General features: G+C 63.7%; 20 protein-coding genes. 4 read left to right on the forward strand and 16 right to left on the reverse strand.

The window, feature by feature from the left end; genetic code table 11:
• On the forward strand, window positions 1-348 hold a 348-nt coding region (locus tag AC16XC_RS12930), incomplete at its 5' end, for an esterase-like activity of phytase family protein (protein WP_484035073.1).
• A gap of 61 nt (window positions 349-409) precedes the next feature.
• Here the strand turns inward: AC16XC_RS12930 and rpmB are convergent.
• Window positions 410-697, reverse strand: coding sequence for a 50S ribosomal protein L28 (gene rpmB / locus AC16XC_RS12935; RefSeq protein WP_484035074.1), 288 nt, complete (start codon window positions 695-697; stop codon window positions 410-412).
• Window positions 698-821: 124 nt separating this feature from the next.
• On the opposite strand from rpmB, the gene AC16XC_RS12940 reads away from it, so the two are divergent.
• Window positions 822-1,280 (forward strand): nucleoside deaminase, encoded by a 459-nt coding sequence (locus AC16XC_RS12940; protein ID WP_484035075.1) that lies wholly within the window; start codon window positions 822-824, stop codon window positions 1,278-1,280.
• Here the strand turns inward: AC16XC_RS12940 and AC16XC_RS12945 are convergent.
• The 5 genes from AC16XC_RS12945 to AC16XC_RS12965 form a co-directional block, all read right to left on the reverse strand.
• Window positions 1,277-1,999 carry a ribonuclease T2 family protein gene (locus tag AC16XC_RS12945; protein WP_484035076.1) on the reverse strand — a complete coding sequence of 241 codons (723 nt, stop codon included), beginning with the start codon at window positions 1,997-1,999 and terminating at the stop codon, window positions 1,277-1,279. The genes AC16XC_RS12940 and AC16XC_RS12945 overlap by 4 nt on opposite strands.
• Window positions 1,996-2,421 carry a hypothetical protein gene (locus AC16XC_RS12950; RefSeq protein ID WP_484035077.1) on the reverse strand — a complete coding sequence of 142 codons (426 nt, stop codon included), beginning with the start codon at window positions 2,419-2,421 and terminating at the stop codon, window positions 1,996-1,998. Before AC16XC_RS12950 ends, AC16XC_RS12945 begins: the two co-directional genes overlap by 4 nt.
• A 71-nt stretch (window positions 2,422-2,492) precedes the next feature.
• The gene (gene nadC / locus AC16XC_RS12955; RefSeq protein ID WP_484035078.1) at window positions 2,493-3,353 is read right to left on the reverse strand and encodes a carboxylating nicotinate-nucleotide diphosphorylase; all 861 of its coding nucleotides are present in this window, start codon (window positions 3,351-3,353) and stop codon (window positions 2,493-2,495) included.
• 128 nt (window positions 3,354-3,481) lie between these two features.
• Window positions 3,482-4,276: a LytR/AlgR family response regulator transcription factor gene (locus AC16XC_RS12960; RefSeq protein WP_484035079.1), complete on the reverse strand. Its 795-nt coding sequence runs from the start codon at window positions 4,274-4,276 to the stop codon at window positions 3,482-3,484.
• Window positions 4,273-5,478, reverse strand: coding sequence for a sensor histidine kinase (locus AC16XC_RS12965; protein WP_484035080.1), 1,206 nt, complete (start codon window positions 5,476-5,478; stop codon window positions 4,273-4,275). The genes AC16XC_RS12960 and AC16XC_RS12965 overlap by 4 nt, the downstream gene beginning before the upstream one ends.
• 92 nt (window positions 5,479-5,570) lie before the next feature.
• Here AC16XC_RS12965 and AC16XC_RS12970 point away from each other — a divergent pair, with 92 nt between their 5' ends.
• Entirely contained in the window at window positions 5,571-6,167 is a 597-nt protein-coding gene (locus tag AC16XC_RS12970; protein ID WP_484035081.1) for an HD domain-containing protein, read from the forward strand.
• Between the two features lie 9 nt (window positions 6,168-6,176).
• On the opposite strand, the gene AC16XC_RS12975 is transcribed toward AC16XC_RS12970, so the two are convergent.
• The 10 genes from AC16XC_RS12975 to AC16XC_RS13020 form a co-directional block, all read right to left on the reverse strand.
• Complete coding sequence (locus AC16XC_RS12975; protein WP_484035082.1) at window positions 6,177-6,911, reverse strand: DsbA family protein; 735 nt, start codon at window positions 6,909-6,911, stop codon at window positions 6,177-6,179.
• Window positions 6,912-6,920: 9 nt separating this feature from the next.
• Window positions 6,921-8,276: a M48 family metalloprotease gene (locus tag AC16XC_RS12980; RefSeq protein ID WP_484035083.1), complete on the reverse strand. Its 1,356-nt coding sequence runs from the start codon at window positions 8,274-8,276 to the stop codon at window positions 6,921-6,923.
• Window positions 8,277-8,286: 10 nt separating this feature from the next.
• Window positions 8,287-9,201: an alpha/beta hydrolase gene (locus AC16XC_RS12985; RefSeq protein WP_484035084.1), complete on the reverse strand. Its 915-nt coding sequence runs from the start codon at window positions 9,199-9,201 to the stop codon at window positions 8,287-8,289.
• Between the two features lie 155 nt (window positions 9,202-9,356).
• Window positions 9,357-11,105, reverse strand: coding sequence for a PAS domain-containing protein (locus AC16XC_RS12990; RefSeq protein WP_484035085.1), 1,749 nt, complete (start codon window positions 11,103-11,105; stop codon window positions 9,357-9,359).
• 124 nt (window positions 11,106-11,229) lie between these two features.
• Window positions 11,230-12,540 carry an MFS transporter gene (locus AC16XC_RS12995; protein WP_484035086.1) on the reverse strand — a complete coding sequence of 437 codons (1,311 nt, stop codon included), beginning with the start codon at window positions 12,538-12,540 and terminating at the stop codon, window positions 11,230-11,232.
• Window positions 12,531-12,902 (reverse strand): DUF2141 domain-containing protein, encoded by a 372-nt coding sequence (locus AC16XC_RS13000; protein WP_484035087.1) that lies wholly within the window; start codon window positions 12,900-12,902, stop codon window positions 12,531-12,533. Before AC16XC_RS13000 ends, AC16XC_RS12995 begins: the two co-directional genes overlap by 10 nt.
• Window positions 12,903-12,967: 65 nt before the next feature.
• Window positions 12,968-13,681, reverse strand: a complete 714-nt coding sequence (locus tag AC16XC_RS13005; RefSeq protein WP_484035088.1) for a sterol desaturase family protein — start codon at window positions 13,679-13,681, stop codon at window positions 12,968-12,970.
• A gap of 148 nt (window positions 13,682-13,829) precedes the next feature.
• Window positions 13,830-14,330: an MmcB family DNA repair protein gene (locus AC16XC_RS13010; RefSeq protein ID WP_484035089.1), complete on the reverse strand. Its 501-nt coding sequence runs from the start codon at window positions 14,328-14,330 to the stop codon at window positions 13,830-13,832.
• 179 nt (window positions 14,331-14,509) lie between these two features.
• Complete coding sequence (locus tag AC16XC_RS13015) at window positions 14,510-14,878, reverse strand: hypothetical protein (protein ID WP_484035090.1); 369 nt, start codon at window positions 14,876-14,878, stop codon at window positions 14,510-14,512.
• A gap of 86 nt (window positions 14,879-14,964) precedes the next feature.
• A complete protein-coding gene (locus AC16XC_RS13020) occupies window positions 14,965-15,774 on the reverse strand; it encodes a hypothetical protein (RefSeq protein ID WP_484035091.1) in 810 nt (269 codons plus the stop codon).
• A 155-nt stretch (window positions 15,775-15,929) separates the two neighbouring features.
• On the opposite strand from AC16XC_RS13020, the gene AC16XC_RS13025 reads away from it, so the two are divergent.
• The coding region (locus tag AC16XC_RS13025) for a DUF6152 family protein (protein ID WP_484035092.1) at window positions 15,930-16,134 on the forward strand (205 nt) is incomplete at its 3' end.

Genomic DNA, 16,134 nt, shown 5'->3' on the forward strand with positions numbered 1-16,134 from the left:
TTCCATTTCCGCGCGCCCTCTGGCTTTGCGCCGACCGACATGGCCGAACTGCCCGACGGGAAAGTGCTGGTCCTGCTGCGGGGGATCAGGCTCGGCCTGCCGCCGGGATTTGTCGCGCGACTGGTGATTGCCGATCCGGCGACGATCGAAGCGGACCGGGATTGGCAGTTGGAGGAGGTATCGACGCTCGCTACGGTGCCGATGGACAATTACGAAGGACTGGCGATCGTCGCCGGCATGAATGGCGCGACGCTCACCCTGTGGCTCATCTCGGACAACAACAGTGCGCACTTGATCCAGCGCACGCTGCTGACCCGGCTGGAATGGGACTATCCGCCGCGGCGTTAGCGCATGAAAAAAGGGCGCGGAGGTTTCCCTGCGCGCCCTGCTTGCCTGGTCGAAACCTAAATCAGGCTGCCTGGTCGGCCTTCTTGAGCTCGCGCTTCACCTTGAGCGCACGGGCGCTGAGCTTCTCGTCCGAAGTCTTGAGCAGCCAGTTGTCGAGCCCGCCATTATGCTCGACCGAGCGCAGGCCGTGGGTCGAAACGCGGAACTTGAAGCTGCGGTCGAGCTTCTCGCTCATCAGCGTCACGTTCTGCAAATTGGGCAGGAAGACCTTCTTGGTCTTGTTGTTGGCGTGGCTCACATTATGGCCAACCTGGCGGCCCTTGCCAGTCAGTTCGCAGATGCGCGACATGGGAATCTCTCGTGTCTAAATTGCAGCTAGGTGCTGGAAAGCGGCGCGCATAGCGGCGGCGGGCCCGAACGTCAAGCAATCCGGCGCCATTGCAGCGGCCCGAATGCCGCGCTAGCCGGTTCCGATGGGCAAATGGCCGATCCCCGCACCGATGCTGCGCGCACTCGAACTGGCGCAGGCCGCCGCCGTCGCCGGGGAGGTGCCGGTTGGCGCGGTGGTGATCCGCAACGGCGAAGTGCTTGGCGAAGGGCATAACGCACCTCGCGCCAGCAACGACCCGACCGCCCATGCCGAGATCGTCGCGCTGCGCGAGGCCGCCCGCAAGCTCGGCCAGGAGCGCCTCGGCGATTGCGAGCTTTGGGTCACGCTCGAGCCTTGCGCGATGTGCGCCGGAGCCATCGCCCATGCGCGGATCGCGCGGCTCTATTACGCTGCGCCCGATCCGAAGGGCGGCGCGGTCGAGCACGGCGCGCGCGTGTTCGAGCAGGCGCAGTGTCACCACAAGCCCGAGATCTATGCGGGGATGGGGGAGGAGCAGGCGGCGGCGCTGCTGAAGGACTTCTTCGCCGTCCGGCGAGGCTAGAGTCCGCGCCAGATTTTCACTTCAGCCGAATCCTTGGGTCCGAATTGGCTAGCGCTGCATTTGGCCGGGAAGAAATTGGTCCCGTAGCAAATCCGCAATTCCTCGAGCCAACCGCGCCGGTTGAGTTTCACCCCGACAAATTCGGGCTCGAAATGGCGATTGGCGGTGGCAAATGCCTCGCGCACTATCCCCGCATCGAGGTCTTCGCGGCGCGAGAGGCGATCGAAATCGGGGAAGCGTAGCGAGTTCCACAGGATCCGGCTGATATTGAAATAGGTCTCGGGCCTCCTGAAGGCGCAGCTGCCATGCTTGGCCCATTGCCACGCCATCAGCCGGGCGGAAGGGCTGATGCAAAGATCGCGGCGAATGAGGGCGAGATCGGGTGCGCGCGACGCCTGGCACCATTGCGGCCAGCGCCCGTTCCCGCCTTCGGGCCATAACCCGTGCAGCACCATGCCGAACCTTCCGTTCCTGCCCGAACATTGCATGGCGTCGGACGAGCTATCTGCGCGTGTCCGGCAATATTCGGGCGACCAGCTGAGCGCCAGCGTATAGCCTGTCACCGGCATTTCCCGGGTCGGGCCGTCCTGCTCGATCCGGGGCAGCGAAAGCGGCCCTTCGGGAATGCGGCACTGGTAGGCCTGGGCGATTGCCTGGCCGGGAATCGCGACGCCGGCCAGCGCGCACAGGCACGCAAGACCGGCGTGCGATCGGCTCACTCGAAGGTGTCTTGCCTTGGAGCGTCGCCGTCGAACCAGGCCTTCGCGTCAGGCTGGAACATGAAATAGACGGCAGCGGCGCTGAGAATCATCGCCAGCAATTGCAGGATTGTCGTCAGCCCGAAGCCTCCTTCGAACAGACCGGGAAGACCGAGCAGCCCGAACAAGAAGAACACCACGATAATCCATTTTGCGATCGCGCTGGCCCTGCTCGAAACCAGCCACCACAGCAGCAGGCTGATAGCCACTCCGAAAATGAAGGCGCCGGCTAGGACGCCTCCCCCGAGATTCATCCCCGTGCCCGCCATTTGCGCCTGCATTTGCGCCAGAGAATCATCGTAGCCGATAAAGAACGCCAAAACGGAGACGCCCAGCGAGCCCAGATAGGCCATATCGAAACGCTTGATTGATTGTGGTTGCATGATCCTTCCCCTCTCCAACCGATGAATGATGGACCATGCGCTGGCGCAAGGCAATCCGTCATAGCGCCTTGTTATAATGGGGTGAAATCGAGCCCGATATCGGCCGCCGGGGCGCTCTGGGTCAGGCGGCCGACGGAAACAAAATCGACTCCGCTGGCGGCGATCGCCCCGATCGTTGCGAGCGTCACGCCGCCCGATGCTTCGGTCGGCACACGGCCTGCGACCAGCGCGACCGCTTCGCGCAGCAGCTCGGGCGACATGTTGTCGAGCAGGAGATGGCTCGCCCCGGCGGCCAGCGCCGGTTCGACCTGGTCGAGCCGGTCGACTTCGCAAATGATGTCCTTGATCCCTGCCTCGCGCGCGCGACGTACCGCTTCGCCGACGCTCCCGGCGACGAGGATATGGTTGTCCTTGATCATCGCCGCGTCCCACAGCCCCATCCGGTGGTTTTGCGCCCCGCCCATGCGGGTGGCGTATTTTTCGAGCCGCCTCAGGCCCGGGATCGTCTTGCGTGTATCGAGCAAGGTCGCCTTGCCGCCCATCGCATCGACATAGGCCCGGGTCATGGTCGCGATCCCCGAGAGATGCTGGACGGTGTTGAGCGCGCTGCGCTCGGCCGTGAGCATCGCGCGGGCATTGCCCGACAGGCGCATCAGGTCGGTTCCGGCAGGTACTTCCTCGCCTTCCCCGGCAAGGATTTCGATCTCCATTGCCGGGTCGAGCGCGCGGAAGAAGGCTGCGGCGATCGGCAGGCCGGCCGCCACGATGGCGTCGCGGCTGTCCATCACGCCCTGGAAGCGGGCATCCGCCGGGATCACGCTCTCGGCGGTGACGTCATGCCCGCCGCCGGCCAGTCCGACGCCAAGGTCTTCGTCCAATGTCGCGCGGACGAAGGCGGCGAGGTCGAAACCGGGGAGCGAGAATGCCGACATGCCTACTCCCTATCCGTTCGGGTCGAGCGAAGTCGAGACACGATTTGCCCGCGCTTCTCGACTGACGACGGAATGTCGGCAGTTCATCCTGGGCCTGCCGAAGGGCGCGAAGCGAACGAATCTCTGGTTTAGTGCACGAATCTCGCCACCACGTCCCGGTACGAGCGGCTGACCTTTACCTGAGCACCGCTTTCCAGCACCAGGAAGCATTCGCCATTGGTGTGCGGCTTGACCTGGCGGACCTTGTCGAGATTGACGATGGTGGAGCGGTGAACGCGCTGGAAGATACGCGGGTCGAGCCGCCGCTCGAGGTCCTTCATCGTTTCCCTGAGGACGTAGGAATTGTCGCCGGTATAGATCAGCATATAATCGCCAGCCGCTTCGACATGTTCGATCGAATCGATGCTGACGCGGAAGATTTGCCCGCGGTCCTTGATATTGATGAGTTTCTCGTAACGGGCCGTCACATCCTCGTCGCTCACCGCCTGTTCAATCGCATCGGGCGCGACTTCGTGCAGCACATGTTTGAGCCGTTCGGCCTCTTCCGAAGAGCGCTTTTCCGCCAGCCTTGTGCGGACCCGGTCGAGCGTATCGGCGAGCCTGTCGACGTCGACCGGTTTCATGAGGTAATTGACCGCGTTCGCCTCGAATGCGCGGATGGCATGCTCCTGGTACGCGGTTACGAACACGAACAATGGCGGTTCGATTTCCATCACGCCCTTGACCACGGAAAATCCGTCGAAACCGGGCATCTGGATGTCGAGAAAGACAAGATCCGGCTTCTCGGTCTTGATCTTGCGGATCGCCTCGCGCCCGTTGGCGCAGGTATCGATCACCTCGACATCGGCGAATTCCTCCAGCCGCAATTGCAGCCCCTGGATCGCCAGTTTTTCATCGTCAACGATAATGGTCCGAATAGTCATGCGTCGAGCCCAAGCTCCCTTTGTACTGGTTCGGGCGTGTTGGGAGAACGCGGCCGGGGCTGTTTCATTGCCACCGACGCGCTTTCTTCCCTCGCCGATTCATAAGGTATTTCAATCAGCACCGTGAACCCACCCTGAGCGGGAGTGCGAATCTCGATCCGATGATCGTCGCCATAGGCCTGTGCCAGCCGGTCACGAATATTTGCCAGGCCCACGCCAGTAGAGGAAACAATCCCCTTGCCGCCAGTGACCAGGCCGCGAATGCTTTGACTCTGGGCGGGTTTTTGCAATCCCGGCCCGGTATCGGAAACGGTGATGCGAAGTCTTTGCCCGACGAGCCGAGCGGAAACGCTGATCTTGGCCCCCTCCTCCTGGGGAGAAACCGCATATTTAATGGCGTTTTCGACCAGCGGCTGGAGCAGCAGCGAAGGCAGGAGTGCATTCCTGGCGCTGTCGTCGATCCTGAACTCGGCCTGCAGCCGTTCCTCGAACCGCATCCGCTCGATCCCGAGATAGAGCTGCAGGGTTTCGACTTCCTCGGCGACCGTAACCTTCCCACCCGGCTCGTTGACCAGCGTATGACGCAGGAAAGCGGAGAGCCTGGTCAGCATCGCGTTGGCCGGTTCGGTCTGCTTGAGCAGCACCAGGGTGGAAATCGAATTGAGCGTGTTGAACAGGAAATGCGGATTGAGCTGGTAGCGCAGCATCGCGAGTTGAGCGCTGGTCGCCTGCATTTCGAGCCGCGCCAGCCGATCGGTCTGTTCCTCGACCTGCAGGAACAGGTTGATCGCGTAATAGAGCGCCGACCAGGCGCCGAGCAGTGTCAGGTCGAGATAGAACACGCCCAGCATCAGGGTTGCGAAGCTGGTGTCGCTGTCGCCGCGATAGATCCCGATCACCCAGGCATCGATGAATGCATAGACGATCACCGCCAGCGCCAGTGCGATTGCCGTGACCCCCCAGGTCACGATCGGCCGCCGGTTGAGCAATTGCCGGTAGATGACCGCCAGGACCAGGCTGATCGAAAAGCCGGCGATCGCGCCGATCAGAAGTACGACAAGGAAATCAAGCGGTTGCGAATTCGCGATAGCGGTCGTCACGCGCATCACCAGCGCGCCGCCCCAGCCCGCGAATTGCAGGTTCCAGAAGGCCCGGTTCTTGTTGCCGAAGAACGGCGTGGGTCTGAAGGGCAATACCGGCATGCCGGCGATGCTTAGCCGATTTCCGGCGATCCGTCAGAAAGATTTGCTTCGCGCCGTTGCGGGAGTAGGCTGGGCTGCGAGGAGGCAGAAAGATGAAGCACCAAGCGGAAACTTCGCCCCGGGCGTCATTTCGCGCGATGGACCAGAGCACGCGCGAGGACTGGGAGATCATCGCCGGTGAATTCCGGCACTTCGCGTCGGGCCTGGCGGATCGCGTGCTCGACCACCTGAAGCTTCTCGCCGGCGATTTCGGCGGGTTCCCGGTCGATCGGCTCGAACATTCGCTGCAGACCGCGACTCGTGCGCATCGCGACGGGCGGGACGAAGAATATGTCGTGATGGCCTTGATCCACGATATCGGCGATACGCTGGGCAGCTTCAACCATCCCGATGTTTCGGCAGCGATCATAAAGCCCTTCGTCAGTCCGGAACTGCACTGGATCTGCCAGCATCACGGCCTGTTCCAGGGCTATTACTATTTCCATTACCTGGGGATGGACCGCGAACTCCGCGAGCGGTTCCGGGGCCACGAACATTTTTCCGCCTGCGCGGAATTCTGCGAGAAATACGACCAGTCAGCATTCGATCCCGACTACGACAGCGCGCCGCTCGAATTCTTCGAACCGATGGTGCGACGGGTCATGGCCCGGCCCAAACATACGATTTACGAAGGCCTGGCCGAGGATTAGAATTCGGGCTCAGCTGTCCTCGGCCGCCAGGATCGCCTCTTCCAGCCGCTCCCTGCCGACCGCGCCGGAGAATGCCTGGTCGCCGATCACCCAGGTCGGAGTGCCGGTCAGGCCGAGCGATTGCGAGAGGCGGATATTGTTTTCCAGTTCCGCATCGTACTTGCCGGTAGCGATCTCGGCCTGAGCCCGGGCAAGATCGAGTCCTGCCTCCTGCGCCGCCGCCACGATTGTGGCCTGGCTCGGGCGATCCTTGGCGAACATGGCATTGTGGAAGGCCTCGAACTTGCCTTGCGCCGCTGCCGCCAACGCCATGCGCGCAGCTTCGACGCTTTCGGGGGACAGCACCGGGTTTTCACGCACGACGACTTTGAGATCGGAATATTTGTCGATCAGGTAATTGAGATCGGGCAAGCTCAGGCGGCAGTAAGGGCATGCATAGTCGGTAAATTCGACCAGAACGGTCGACCCCTCGGGATTTCCCAGCACCGCGCCTGCGAAGGCTGTTTCGACGGCCCCCCGCAACGGCTCCAGCCGGGCCAGCGTTTCCTTCTGCTGCAAGCGCTCGACGGCTTCGGGCAGGATTTCCGGATTTTCCAGGATGTAGCCGCGGACGAGCTGTTCGGTCGATGCGCGGCCAAGTCCGCTTGCCTGGTAGGCCCAGCCGCCGAGAAAGCCGAGCACGGCCGCGGCCCCGGCAATGGCGGCCATGACGGGTAAGGTCGGGCGTGTCGGCAATCCGCTCATACCGGCCGGTTACCGGCGCTCTTCCTGCTGCTCAAGCGCAAAGCGCGCTTCGTTCGCAATGTCCTGCGAGCGGATCCAGTCGGCCGAGCCTTCCGGCAGGCCCAGCCTGGCGGCCTCGGCGCTCCTCAGGGCAAGTTCGTACTGCCTGCTCATGACTTGCTGCTCCGCGCTTGCAAGCCGGGCGCGCGGCATATCGCCCCTTGCGGCATAGACCACCCCGAGCTGGTACCACGCGAAGGGGATTTCCCGGTCGCGCGCCACGGCAGCCTTGAGCACCTGTTCGGCCTCGTCGAAATTCCTTGCATCCTCGGTCGCGATCAGCGCGTGGCCGAACAGCGAAGCGATCAGCGGGGCATTGTTGGTCAGGCTGGTCGCTTCGCGCAGCGGGTCGAGCGCTTCCCGCGGACGGCCCGATTCGAGCAGGATTTGTCCCTTGATCTCGAGGAAATAGGGATCGTGCGGATCGATCTCGAGCAGGCCGTCGAGTTCTTCCAGCGCCTCGTTGATCCTTGCGTCCTTGTGATAGGCATAGGCCCGCGCATAGCGGGCGGGAACGCCGGTCATGCTGGCGGGATAGTTGCGCAAGGTCTCGGCGGGCTCGGCGAGATAGCCGTAAAGCTTGGCCTTGATCCGGTCGAATTCGGCCTGCAGCCGGGGATCTTCCGCAGCGTTCCATGCGGGGTCTTCCTCGTATTCGCGTTGGAGGAACGCGATGCGGTCGCCCGACAGCGGATGGGTGCGGGAATAGCCGTCCTCGTCATCCTGGCTATAGCCATAGCGGAATTCAAGGTTCTGCAGCTTCTTGAAGAAGTCGATCGATCCACGCCCCGAAATTCCTGCCTTGGAGAGATATTCGACCCCGGCTGCGTCGGCCGAGCTTTCCTGCACCCGGCTGAAGGCGAGGAACTTTCCCAGCGCGGCCTGCTGCCCGGCGGCCATGATGCCCATCGCGGCTTCCCCGGCACCCGCGGCGAGCGCGACGACGCCGAGCAGGGTGGAAAGGATCGAGATGTTGGAGGCTGCCCTGATTCCCTCGTCGAAGCGGACGATATGCCCGCCGGTGATATGGCCCAGTTCATGGGCCAGCACGCCCTGCACTTCATTGGGTGTGTCGGCGGCGTCGATCAGCCCGCTGTGAATATAGATCCGCTGGCCGCCGGCGACAAATGCGTTGATCGAATTGTCGTGCAGCAGCACGACATCGACGCTCCCGGCGGGCATGCCGGCGGCGACGGTCAGCGGGTCCATCAGCTCCTGGAGGAAGGCCTCTGTCTCGGCATCACGCAGGATGCTCTGCGCTGCAACCGGCTGGATCGCGAGTTGCAGCGCGGCAAGAACGGCAATCAGGCGGGCAAGGAGGCGCATGGCGGTGTTGCTAGGGGTCTTCCTGCTGAACCGGGGCTGAAGCCGAACCCGCATCCCTGTTTTCTGCGAGGAAGGCAAGCACTGCCTGCTTGGGCCGCCCGTCCCACAGATCGAGCGGACGTGCGAGCGCGATCAGGATTCCGACATGGTCGAGCCCCTCCATGACGACCGCCTGCGTCGGCCTGCCTGCCTCGGTCAAAGCCGCGGCCAGCGCCAGGCTGTTGCGCGGGCGAACCGTCTCGTCGCCGCTGCCGCTCGCCAGCAGCATCGGCGGCGCATCCGCGCGCGCGAACCTTACCGGCTGGGTCGCTTCGGGCCGCGGCCAGGCGCCGAACGCCCGGCGCGTCGAATCCGTGTCGAAAGGATAGAAATCGTAGGGACCCGCCAGGCCGATTACGCCGGAAATGAAGGAGCTGTCGAGGCCTTCGCGCCCGAGCCATTGCCGGTCGAGCGCAAGCATCACGACATTATAGGCCCCGGCGGAATGGCCCATCAGGAAGATCCGCGCCGGATCGCCGCCAAATCCCGCGGCGTGAGTGTGGACCCATGCCAGCGCCGCTGCGCCATCCTCCAGCATCGCCGGGAAGCGTCCCTCCTCGCCCAGGCGATAGCCGGCGAGCACCGTGACGTAACCCTCGCGCGCCAGGTTGCGCGCGATAAAGCCATAGTCTTCGGGCGATCCCTCGCGCCAGCTCCCGCCATGGATGAAGACGACGATCGGCTTCGGCTCGCCGCTTTCGGATCCGTATACGACCAGGTGCTGCCGCGGGTGATCGCCGTAGTCGACGCGCTTGCCCGAGAGACCTCCGGTAAACAGGCGGTCGACGCGGTCGAGCATGGCGACCGAGCGGTTTTCACGCGCCCACAGATAGGCCCCGGCGAGAGCGGCGATGAACACCGCCGCAAACGCGATAGACCAGGTCATGCAGCCGAACCTGCGCCTGCCACGCGTCACTGGCAAACGCGCCGGAGTTGTCGTGGTAGCCCTGTTCTGGCGGATCGACTGGCAATCATGTGTCCAAGCTAATCGGCACCGCGCAAAAGCGATAGACCGGATTTCGCTGGACCGTGAGGTTAGGCTCAGCCGAGCAGCTTGCGCGCGGCCCGTTCGACCAGCGCGACATCGTCGGGAATCTCGCCCAGCACCACCACTTCGCCGGTTGCCAGGCGGCGGATCATGACGAGGCCGAATTCCTTGCCTTCGCTCGGGATGGCGCCGAATTCCATGCCTTCGAGCTTGCGCAGTTTCTTGGCGATACGCTCGCGCGGATCGCCCGGCGCTTCGACCGCCTGGCCCGATTCCTCGCGGCGCAGGCGGCGCTCGGCCTTGACCACGCCCTTGAGCCCGCCCTCGGCCTTGCGCAGGAAATCGCCCAGCGAGCCGCGTTCGAGCTCGAGGCGGTGCGCATGGGTCAGGGCAGCGGCATATTCGGTGAGTCGGGTCTTGTCGTAATCGGCACCGAAGACCAGCTTGACGATCGGCGTCATCGGCGCGCGATCCTGCATGGTGAGCCCCGAATCCGCGACCAGCTCGTCAAACTCTTCCGGCGCTTCGCTGGCGGCGATCGAGAAATCGTAGGCCCGGCTGATCGCATCGTAGAGCGCGTGGCGGGTGCGGTCTTCGCTCGACCGCGCGGCAAGCGCCAGTTCGCGGGCCGAGGCCAGCCAGTCGCCCAGGGCCATGTCGCTCTCGTCGAGCTCGGGCATCTCGATCTCGGTCGGCTGATATGCATCCGGTTCAGGCACTTCGGGGGTGTATGCTGCCGGCTCGGGCGCCTCGGGCTCGACAGCTTCAGGCTCGCCATAGTCCGGGACGAATTGTTCGGCGTCGGACGTCTCACCCTCGTATGCTTCCGGCACGATGGGTTCGGGGGCGAATGCTTCCGGCTCGCAAACTTGAGGAATCTGGGGGCTTGCAGGCTCGGAAGCCGGTTCTTCGCTCGCGAGTTCCATCGCTTCGCCAAGCTCGAGTTCGGCCCCCAGCTCGAATTCCTCGCTGCCGTTTTCGAATGTGTCTTCGAGCTCGATTTCGCTGTGGGGGCTGTCCTCGGCCTCGAACGAGCCAAAGGTCGGCGCGGGGAGCGCGGTCTCGTCGGCGTCCCAGTCGTCGCCATCGGAATCGAATCCGGCGATAGCGGGGTCCTGCGAAGTGACCGGCAGGTCGAGCGAATCCGAGCTATTGGCCCAGTCGGACAGCGACGTGACTTCTTCTTCAGCCGCGACGGCAGGCAATTCCTCCAGCGCCTGGTCCACTTCGAGCATCAGCTCGTCGGTGGTTTTCTGGTCGGCCAGTTCCTTCCAGTTGATCACGCCATAGATGAAATCGATCGTGTCATCATCGCTCGAAAAGGGCAGCAGGATACCTCGGTAAAGGATCGTAGAGCCACGCTGGTTGATGAACTCCGCTTCGAAGCCGATCGGGGCCTGGTTGGCGAGGATCTGCATGTAGTGGTCGGTGATCCGCGACAGCAGCGAGCGGCTTGGCACGTCCGAAAGGCGGGAGATTTCCTCGCCCGCCTCGCATTCCTCGGCGATCTTGTCGCCCAGGAAGGCAATGCCCGGGTCTTCGATACCAGAGGTGAAATCGAGCAGTACGCTGTAGGGCCCGAAATCGGGCAGGTTGTCGGTTTCGAGGTCGTCGATCGACGGGAAATTGCGGTCTTCGAGCAGGCTTGCCCAGAAATTGTAGGCGCGCACCTGCATCCGGCGCTCGTCCTGCCCGATCTCCGGGGGAGGCGTGTCGCGACCGGAAGTTTCCTCTTCCGGTTCAAGGCCTTCCGCTTCCTCTGCGCCGTTACGGCCGGCGAAATTTCCCCCCAGCGTGTCCATGCCGAAGCCCCCGTGATTTCATTCGGCACACTTTTTGGCGCGACATGGTAAATTAACCGTTAAACCTTGCGGAATGTTTGGCCTTGCGCGGCATACGACGTCAGTCAGGCAGACATCCGTTAACTCAATGTGCGACCGTGCCTTCGCCGATTTTCGGCATCGGGGAAACCGCCCGCAGCAGAACGAGGGTTGCCGCCAGCCATGCTGCCGAGGCAAGCAGTGCAGTGGTGAGACCGATGACGTCGGACAAAGCCCCCCAGATTCCCGCGCCCGCAGCCATGCCGCCGAAAATCGTTGCCTGGAACAGCGACAGGCACCGGCCGAGCAATTCGTCGGGGCTCCTGAGCTGGACCGAAACGTTGAAGCTGGTCAGCGCTGCAACATGCCCGCAACCGGCGAGGAAGCCCGCCAGCATCGCGATCGGGATCGAGGGCGCAAACGCTAGCAGCGTCACTGCGCCGGCCGAAACCAATGTCGCGATACTGACGATCGCTTCGGGTCCATAGCGCCGGCGCATGGCAGCGATCCACAGGGCCGTGATCACCGAGCCGACCCCGAACGCGCCGAACATCAGCCCGAAGCCGATCTCGTTGCCACCGAGTTGTTCTTTCGCGACCAGCGGCAGCAGCGCCTGGAAGCTGATCGAGCCGACGCCGAACACGATCCCGCGCAGCAGCACCCTGCGCAGCGGGCTCGACGTCCAGGCGAAGGACAGCGCCGCGCCGATAGCGGGGAACACCCGATGGGGCACTTGCCGCGCGGTCGATTGCGGGCGCCAGCGCAGCAGCGCGACGATCAGCACCAGGTAACTCAGCGTATTGACGGTAAAGGCCAGCGCCGGCCCGGACAGCGACAGCAGCAGGCCGCCGATCGCCGGGCCAAGGCTGCGCGCCGTGTTGTAGGCGATCGTGTTCAGCGAGATCGCCTGCGGGATATCGCTGCGCGGCACCATCTGGCGGATCGAGGCCTGCCAGGCCGGGCCGTTGAGTGCAAAGCCGAGCCCGATGGCGAGCGTCAGCAGCAGCAGCGACCATGGCGTCACGGTGTCGGTGAGTGCCAGCAGCGCCAGCACCGCGGAGATCGCCAGCATCCCGCAATTGGCGGTCAGCATCACGATCCGGCGGTCGTAATTGTCGGCGATCACGCCCGCGAACAGGCCGAAACCCAGCACCGGGATCGTGACCGAAGCCTGGACCAGCGCCACCAGCAGGTGGGATTCGGTCAACTCGGTCATCAGCCAGGCGGCGGCGGTCTGCTGGATCAGGCTGCCGAGCGCCGAAGCAACGCTGGCGATCCAGATCGCGCGGAACACCGGCCAGCGGAACGGCGCGAACGAGGAATTGGGGTCGATCCGGGCCGATGGCTGGCCAAACCTTTCGGCGTCCTCGTCATGGTTCACGGCGGCGGTATCCTCGGGCCCGGCAGCTAGAGCCAATAGCGCATCTTGATCGTCTGGCTGAGCGCCTCGCTGCCGACATCGAACGCGGCCTGTTCGAATTTGGGCGGGGCCATCTTGACCGGTGCGTCGCGCGAGAAGCCGTAGCCTTCCTTGGGCATCATGCCGAGGAAGCGGTCGGACTTGCCGTTCCCGTTCTCGTCATGCAGCAGCGCGATCGCATAGTGCCCGGGCTGGACCCCTTCGAATGTGAACCGGACCGTCTCGGCCGCGTCAACCACCGCGCGGTGGGCATTTTCGCTCCCCTGGCATCTCGGAAACCGCTCGGCATCGGTCGTCATGCAGGCCCGCACCACGCCCTTGCTGTTGCGCAGATCGGTGACCGTTATCGTCACCTTCACTCCTGCTTCCTGCCCTTGCGCGGCGCTCGGACCCGCGAGCGGGCCGAGAACGGCAAGAGCGAGGGTCAGGCTTGCGAAAGGCCGCGATCGGTGCCGCATAGATGGTCCCAGAAGCGGAAATAGAGTCCGAAATTGCATAGATATTGCTCGTGATGTTTCTGGTGGTGGCTCGCCGTTATCAGCCAGTTTCCCAATCTTGAATGAACGACGGCGCGCGGAAACATCTCCCAGCCCATATGGTTGGTGACGCCCATGATAGTCATGATCGCCAGCACCAGGCCAAGCATGGCGACATGGATCGGGATCACGAACACCAGCACCGGGATCACCACCGCGCCGGTCAGCGCTTCGATCGGGTGAAAGCTCATCGCCGCCCAGGCGGTCGGCGGGCGGCTCGCATGATGCACCGCATGGGCGAGGCGGAACCAGGCAGGGCGATGCATCAGCCGGTGGGTCCAGTAGAACCAGGTGTCGTGCGCGAAGAGATAGAGGAACAGCGAGAGCGGCAGGTACCACAACGGGTAGGCGCTCCAGTCGGAATAAATCAGCGTCCAGCCCTGCTGCTGCCAGCCCCAGGCGACCATGCCTGCCGGGATCCCGTAGATCGCCGCCGAAGCGAGCGACCAGGAAATCTCGCTCCTAATCTGAGGCCTGAGCCCGTCATACTGCCCGGGGCGTAGCTTTCGGGTCAGCCAGGCGAAGAACCCGCTCGACAGCAGGTATCGCGCGCCGACGATCAGCGTCATCGCCAGCGCGGACAGGACGATCGCGCCAGTCACGCGGGCGAACCTGAATGGAAGGTAACAAGGGTAACACAGTCCAGGAACAAATTTCGCTCCCCGCCCGATTTGGTCTTGGCTGCCGCTGTCATGGCGGGCCCTTAGCACTGCAATCAGGTGTAGGACAGGGCCTCGCTGCCCTGCAGGATCAGCCCGGCGTCCAGCCCCCAAGGCCCGGATCGGTCATCGCCACCTGCCGCCGCAGCGCCGTGCGCGCGAGCCGCTCGATCTCGAGCTTGCGCCGCGCCGCCGCCAGCGGGTGGAGCGGGGCCGGGCGAACGATCTCGGCATCGTAGGTGTCGGCCACGATCACCCCGCAATGGGCGGGGCGGAAATCTTCGCTCTCAAGGCAATTGCGGTCGAGCCCGGGCGGCAGGCCCCAATAGAAGCGGTCGCAGAAGTCGAGATAGTCGGTCCACTTGCCGTCGCCCAGCAAATCCGCGCGGCTGACCTTGATCTCGACGATGACGATCTGGCCCTTGGGGTCGATCCCCATCAAATCCGCCCGGCGATTGTTCCTCAGCGGCATTTCCGGCAGGCACCAGATGTCGTTGCGCGCAAACAGCCGCGAAATCCCGCGCGCCACGCCGCTCGCGCCCCGGAGGAGGGTTTCGGTATCGAGAGAATCACTTGAGGGAGATTCGGCCATGACCTATCGCTGGAACAAAGCGGGAACTCAGTCAAGCTTGATCTTGGCGGCCGATCTTTGTCACCCTGAACTCGTTTCAGGGTCCATTTTTCCTCCGGGCCAGGTCTTGCAGTTGGAGCGATGGATGCCGAAAGAAGTTCAGCATGACGGTGGGAGGAAGGCCTCCGGAAGCCCGACGTTCAACCGTTCTTGCTCGCCGCCCCATTCGCTCCAACCGGGGCCAGCGCCAGCAGCGCGTCGCGCGAGGCTTCGAATTCGCGCCACAGCGCCTGCGCCGCGGGCCGCGCATCGGCGTTGCGGGCATTGACCGCGATCAGCGCCGCGATCCCAGGTTCGAGCACGGCCACCAGATCGTCGAGGCTCTTTTCGGCGAGCTCCCGGCGCCAGCCGGTTGCAGCGAAGATGGCTTCGGGGAAGGCATGCTGCCCCGCCGGTTCGACCCCGGCCAGCTGGGCGACGATCCCGGCGGCGTTGCCAAGCACGGCCCATTTCAATTCGGCCGATCCGGCCTCGCCGGGATAGTGCTGTGCCAGGAAAGGCTGCGACATTGCGTTCATGCCGCCGGCCTAACCCGGCAGTGCTTGAAAAATGGTTTAGGCTGCGTTGACCTTGCCGAGCCCGATCAGACGGGGGCTTATTCACCTTCGGCCGGGCCGAACGGGTCCTCCTCGTCCTCGAACTGGTCGAGCCCGAGATCGATATTCGCACCGTCCTCGCCCGATTGCAGGCGGTTGTTCTCGGCGCAGACCCATTCGCGCAGCGGGAAGGTATCGGGGCTGTAGGCGACCTTGGTGACGAAGGGTTCGGCCAGCACTTCGGGATCGGTCAGGGTCATCTCGATCACCAGCAATTCGGGATTGCGCAGCGCGATCCGCCCGTCGATCCGCAGCTGTTCGGAGTGGCCGATGCCGGGCTGGATGTCGGTCAACAGGTTGAAGCCGGTTGCTTCGAAAACCAGCGCGTCGCCCTCCCAATGGCCGACGATATTGCCGTTGAAGAACAGGTCCGGGTCTTCGGGCAATTCCCGGTCGAGATAGATGCGGATCGCCTGCTCATAGGCCTCGGTGAAGATCGTCACCCGGCCCGGCGAATAGAGGATTTCGACCGGATAGGGCTGTTGCAGCACGCCGGGGAGGCCGGGCGGGATGCAATTGGCGGCGCGGAACTGGTTCGGGCCGTTCTCGCGCGTGTCGGCAAGGTATTGGTCGTATTTCGCCTGGGCTGCCGGGGTCAGCTTGGCCGGCCCCGAGCGTTCGGAAAACAGCGCCCCCCAATCGGGGTACCAGGTGCCGGTGAGGTCGGGCCATTGGGTCACTTCGAGATAGGAGGACGCGCGCGGCAGCGGCGGGGCGATAGCCTCTCCAGCCTCTTGCGCCATGGCCATTGTCGTGCTCGCCAGCAACGCCGCACCTGCGATTGTGCGCGAAATCCTGGTCCAACCCATCGTGCATCTCTCCGGAAAATACGTGTTCTTTTGCCCGCAGATGTGGCGGAAACACTGGCCAAGTCAAGCATCGGGTTGATTTTGTCCGGTTTGCTTGCCAGATGATTTGCGCGAGATCATTTTCCGTTCATGGAGACTGGTCCATGGAGAGTTGCATGTCGAAGAATCCCTTGCGCAATCGCGCCGTCGCCCTTGCCGCCCTCGCTCTGGGCGGCGCCCTCGTATTTGCGGCTCCGCTCGCCGCCCATCATTCGACCGCGATGTTCGAATGGGGCAAGGAAGTCGCGCTCAAGGATGCGGTGGTCGAGAAGTGGGAATGGACCAATCCCCACACCTTCCTTTACGTGATGGTGAAAGACG

It is taken from the genome of Candidatus Andeanibacterium sp., assembly GCF_057143545.1.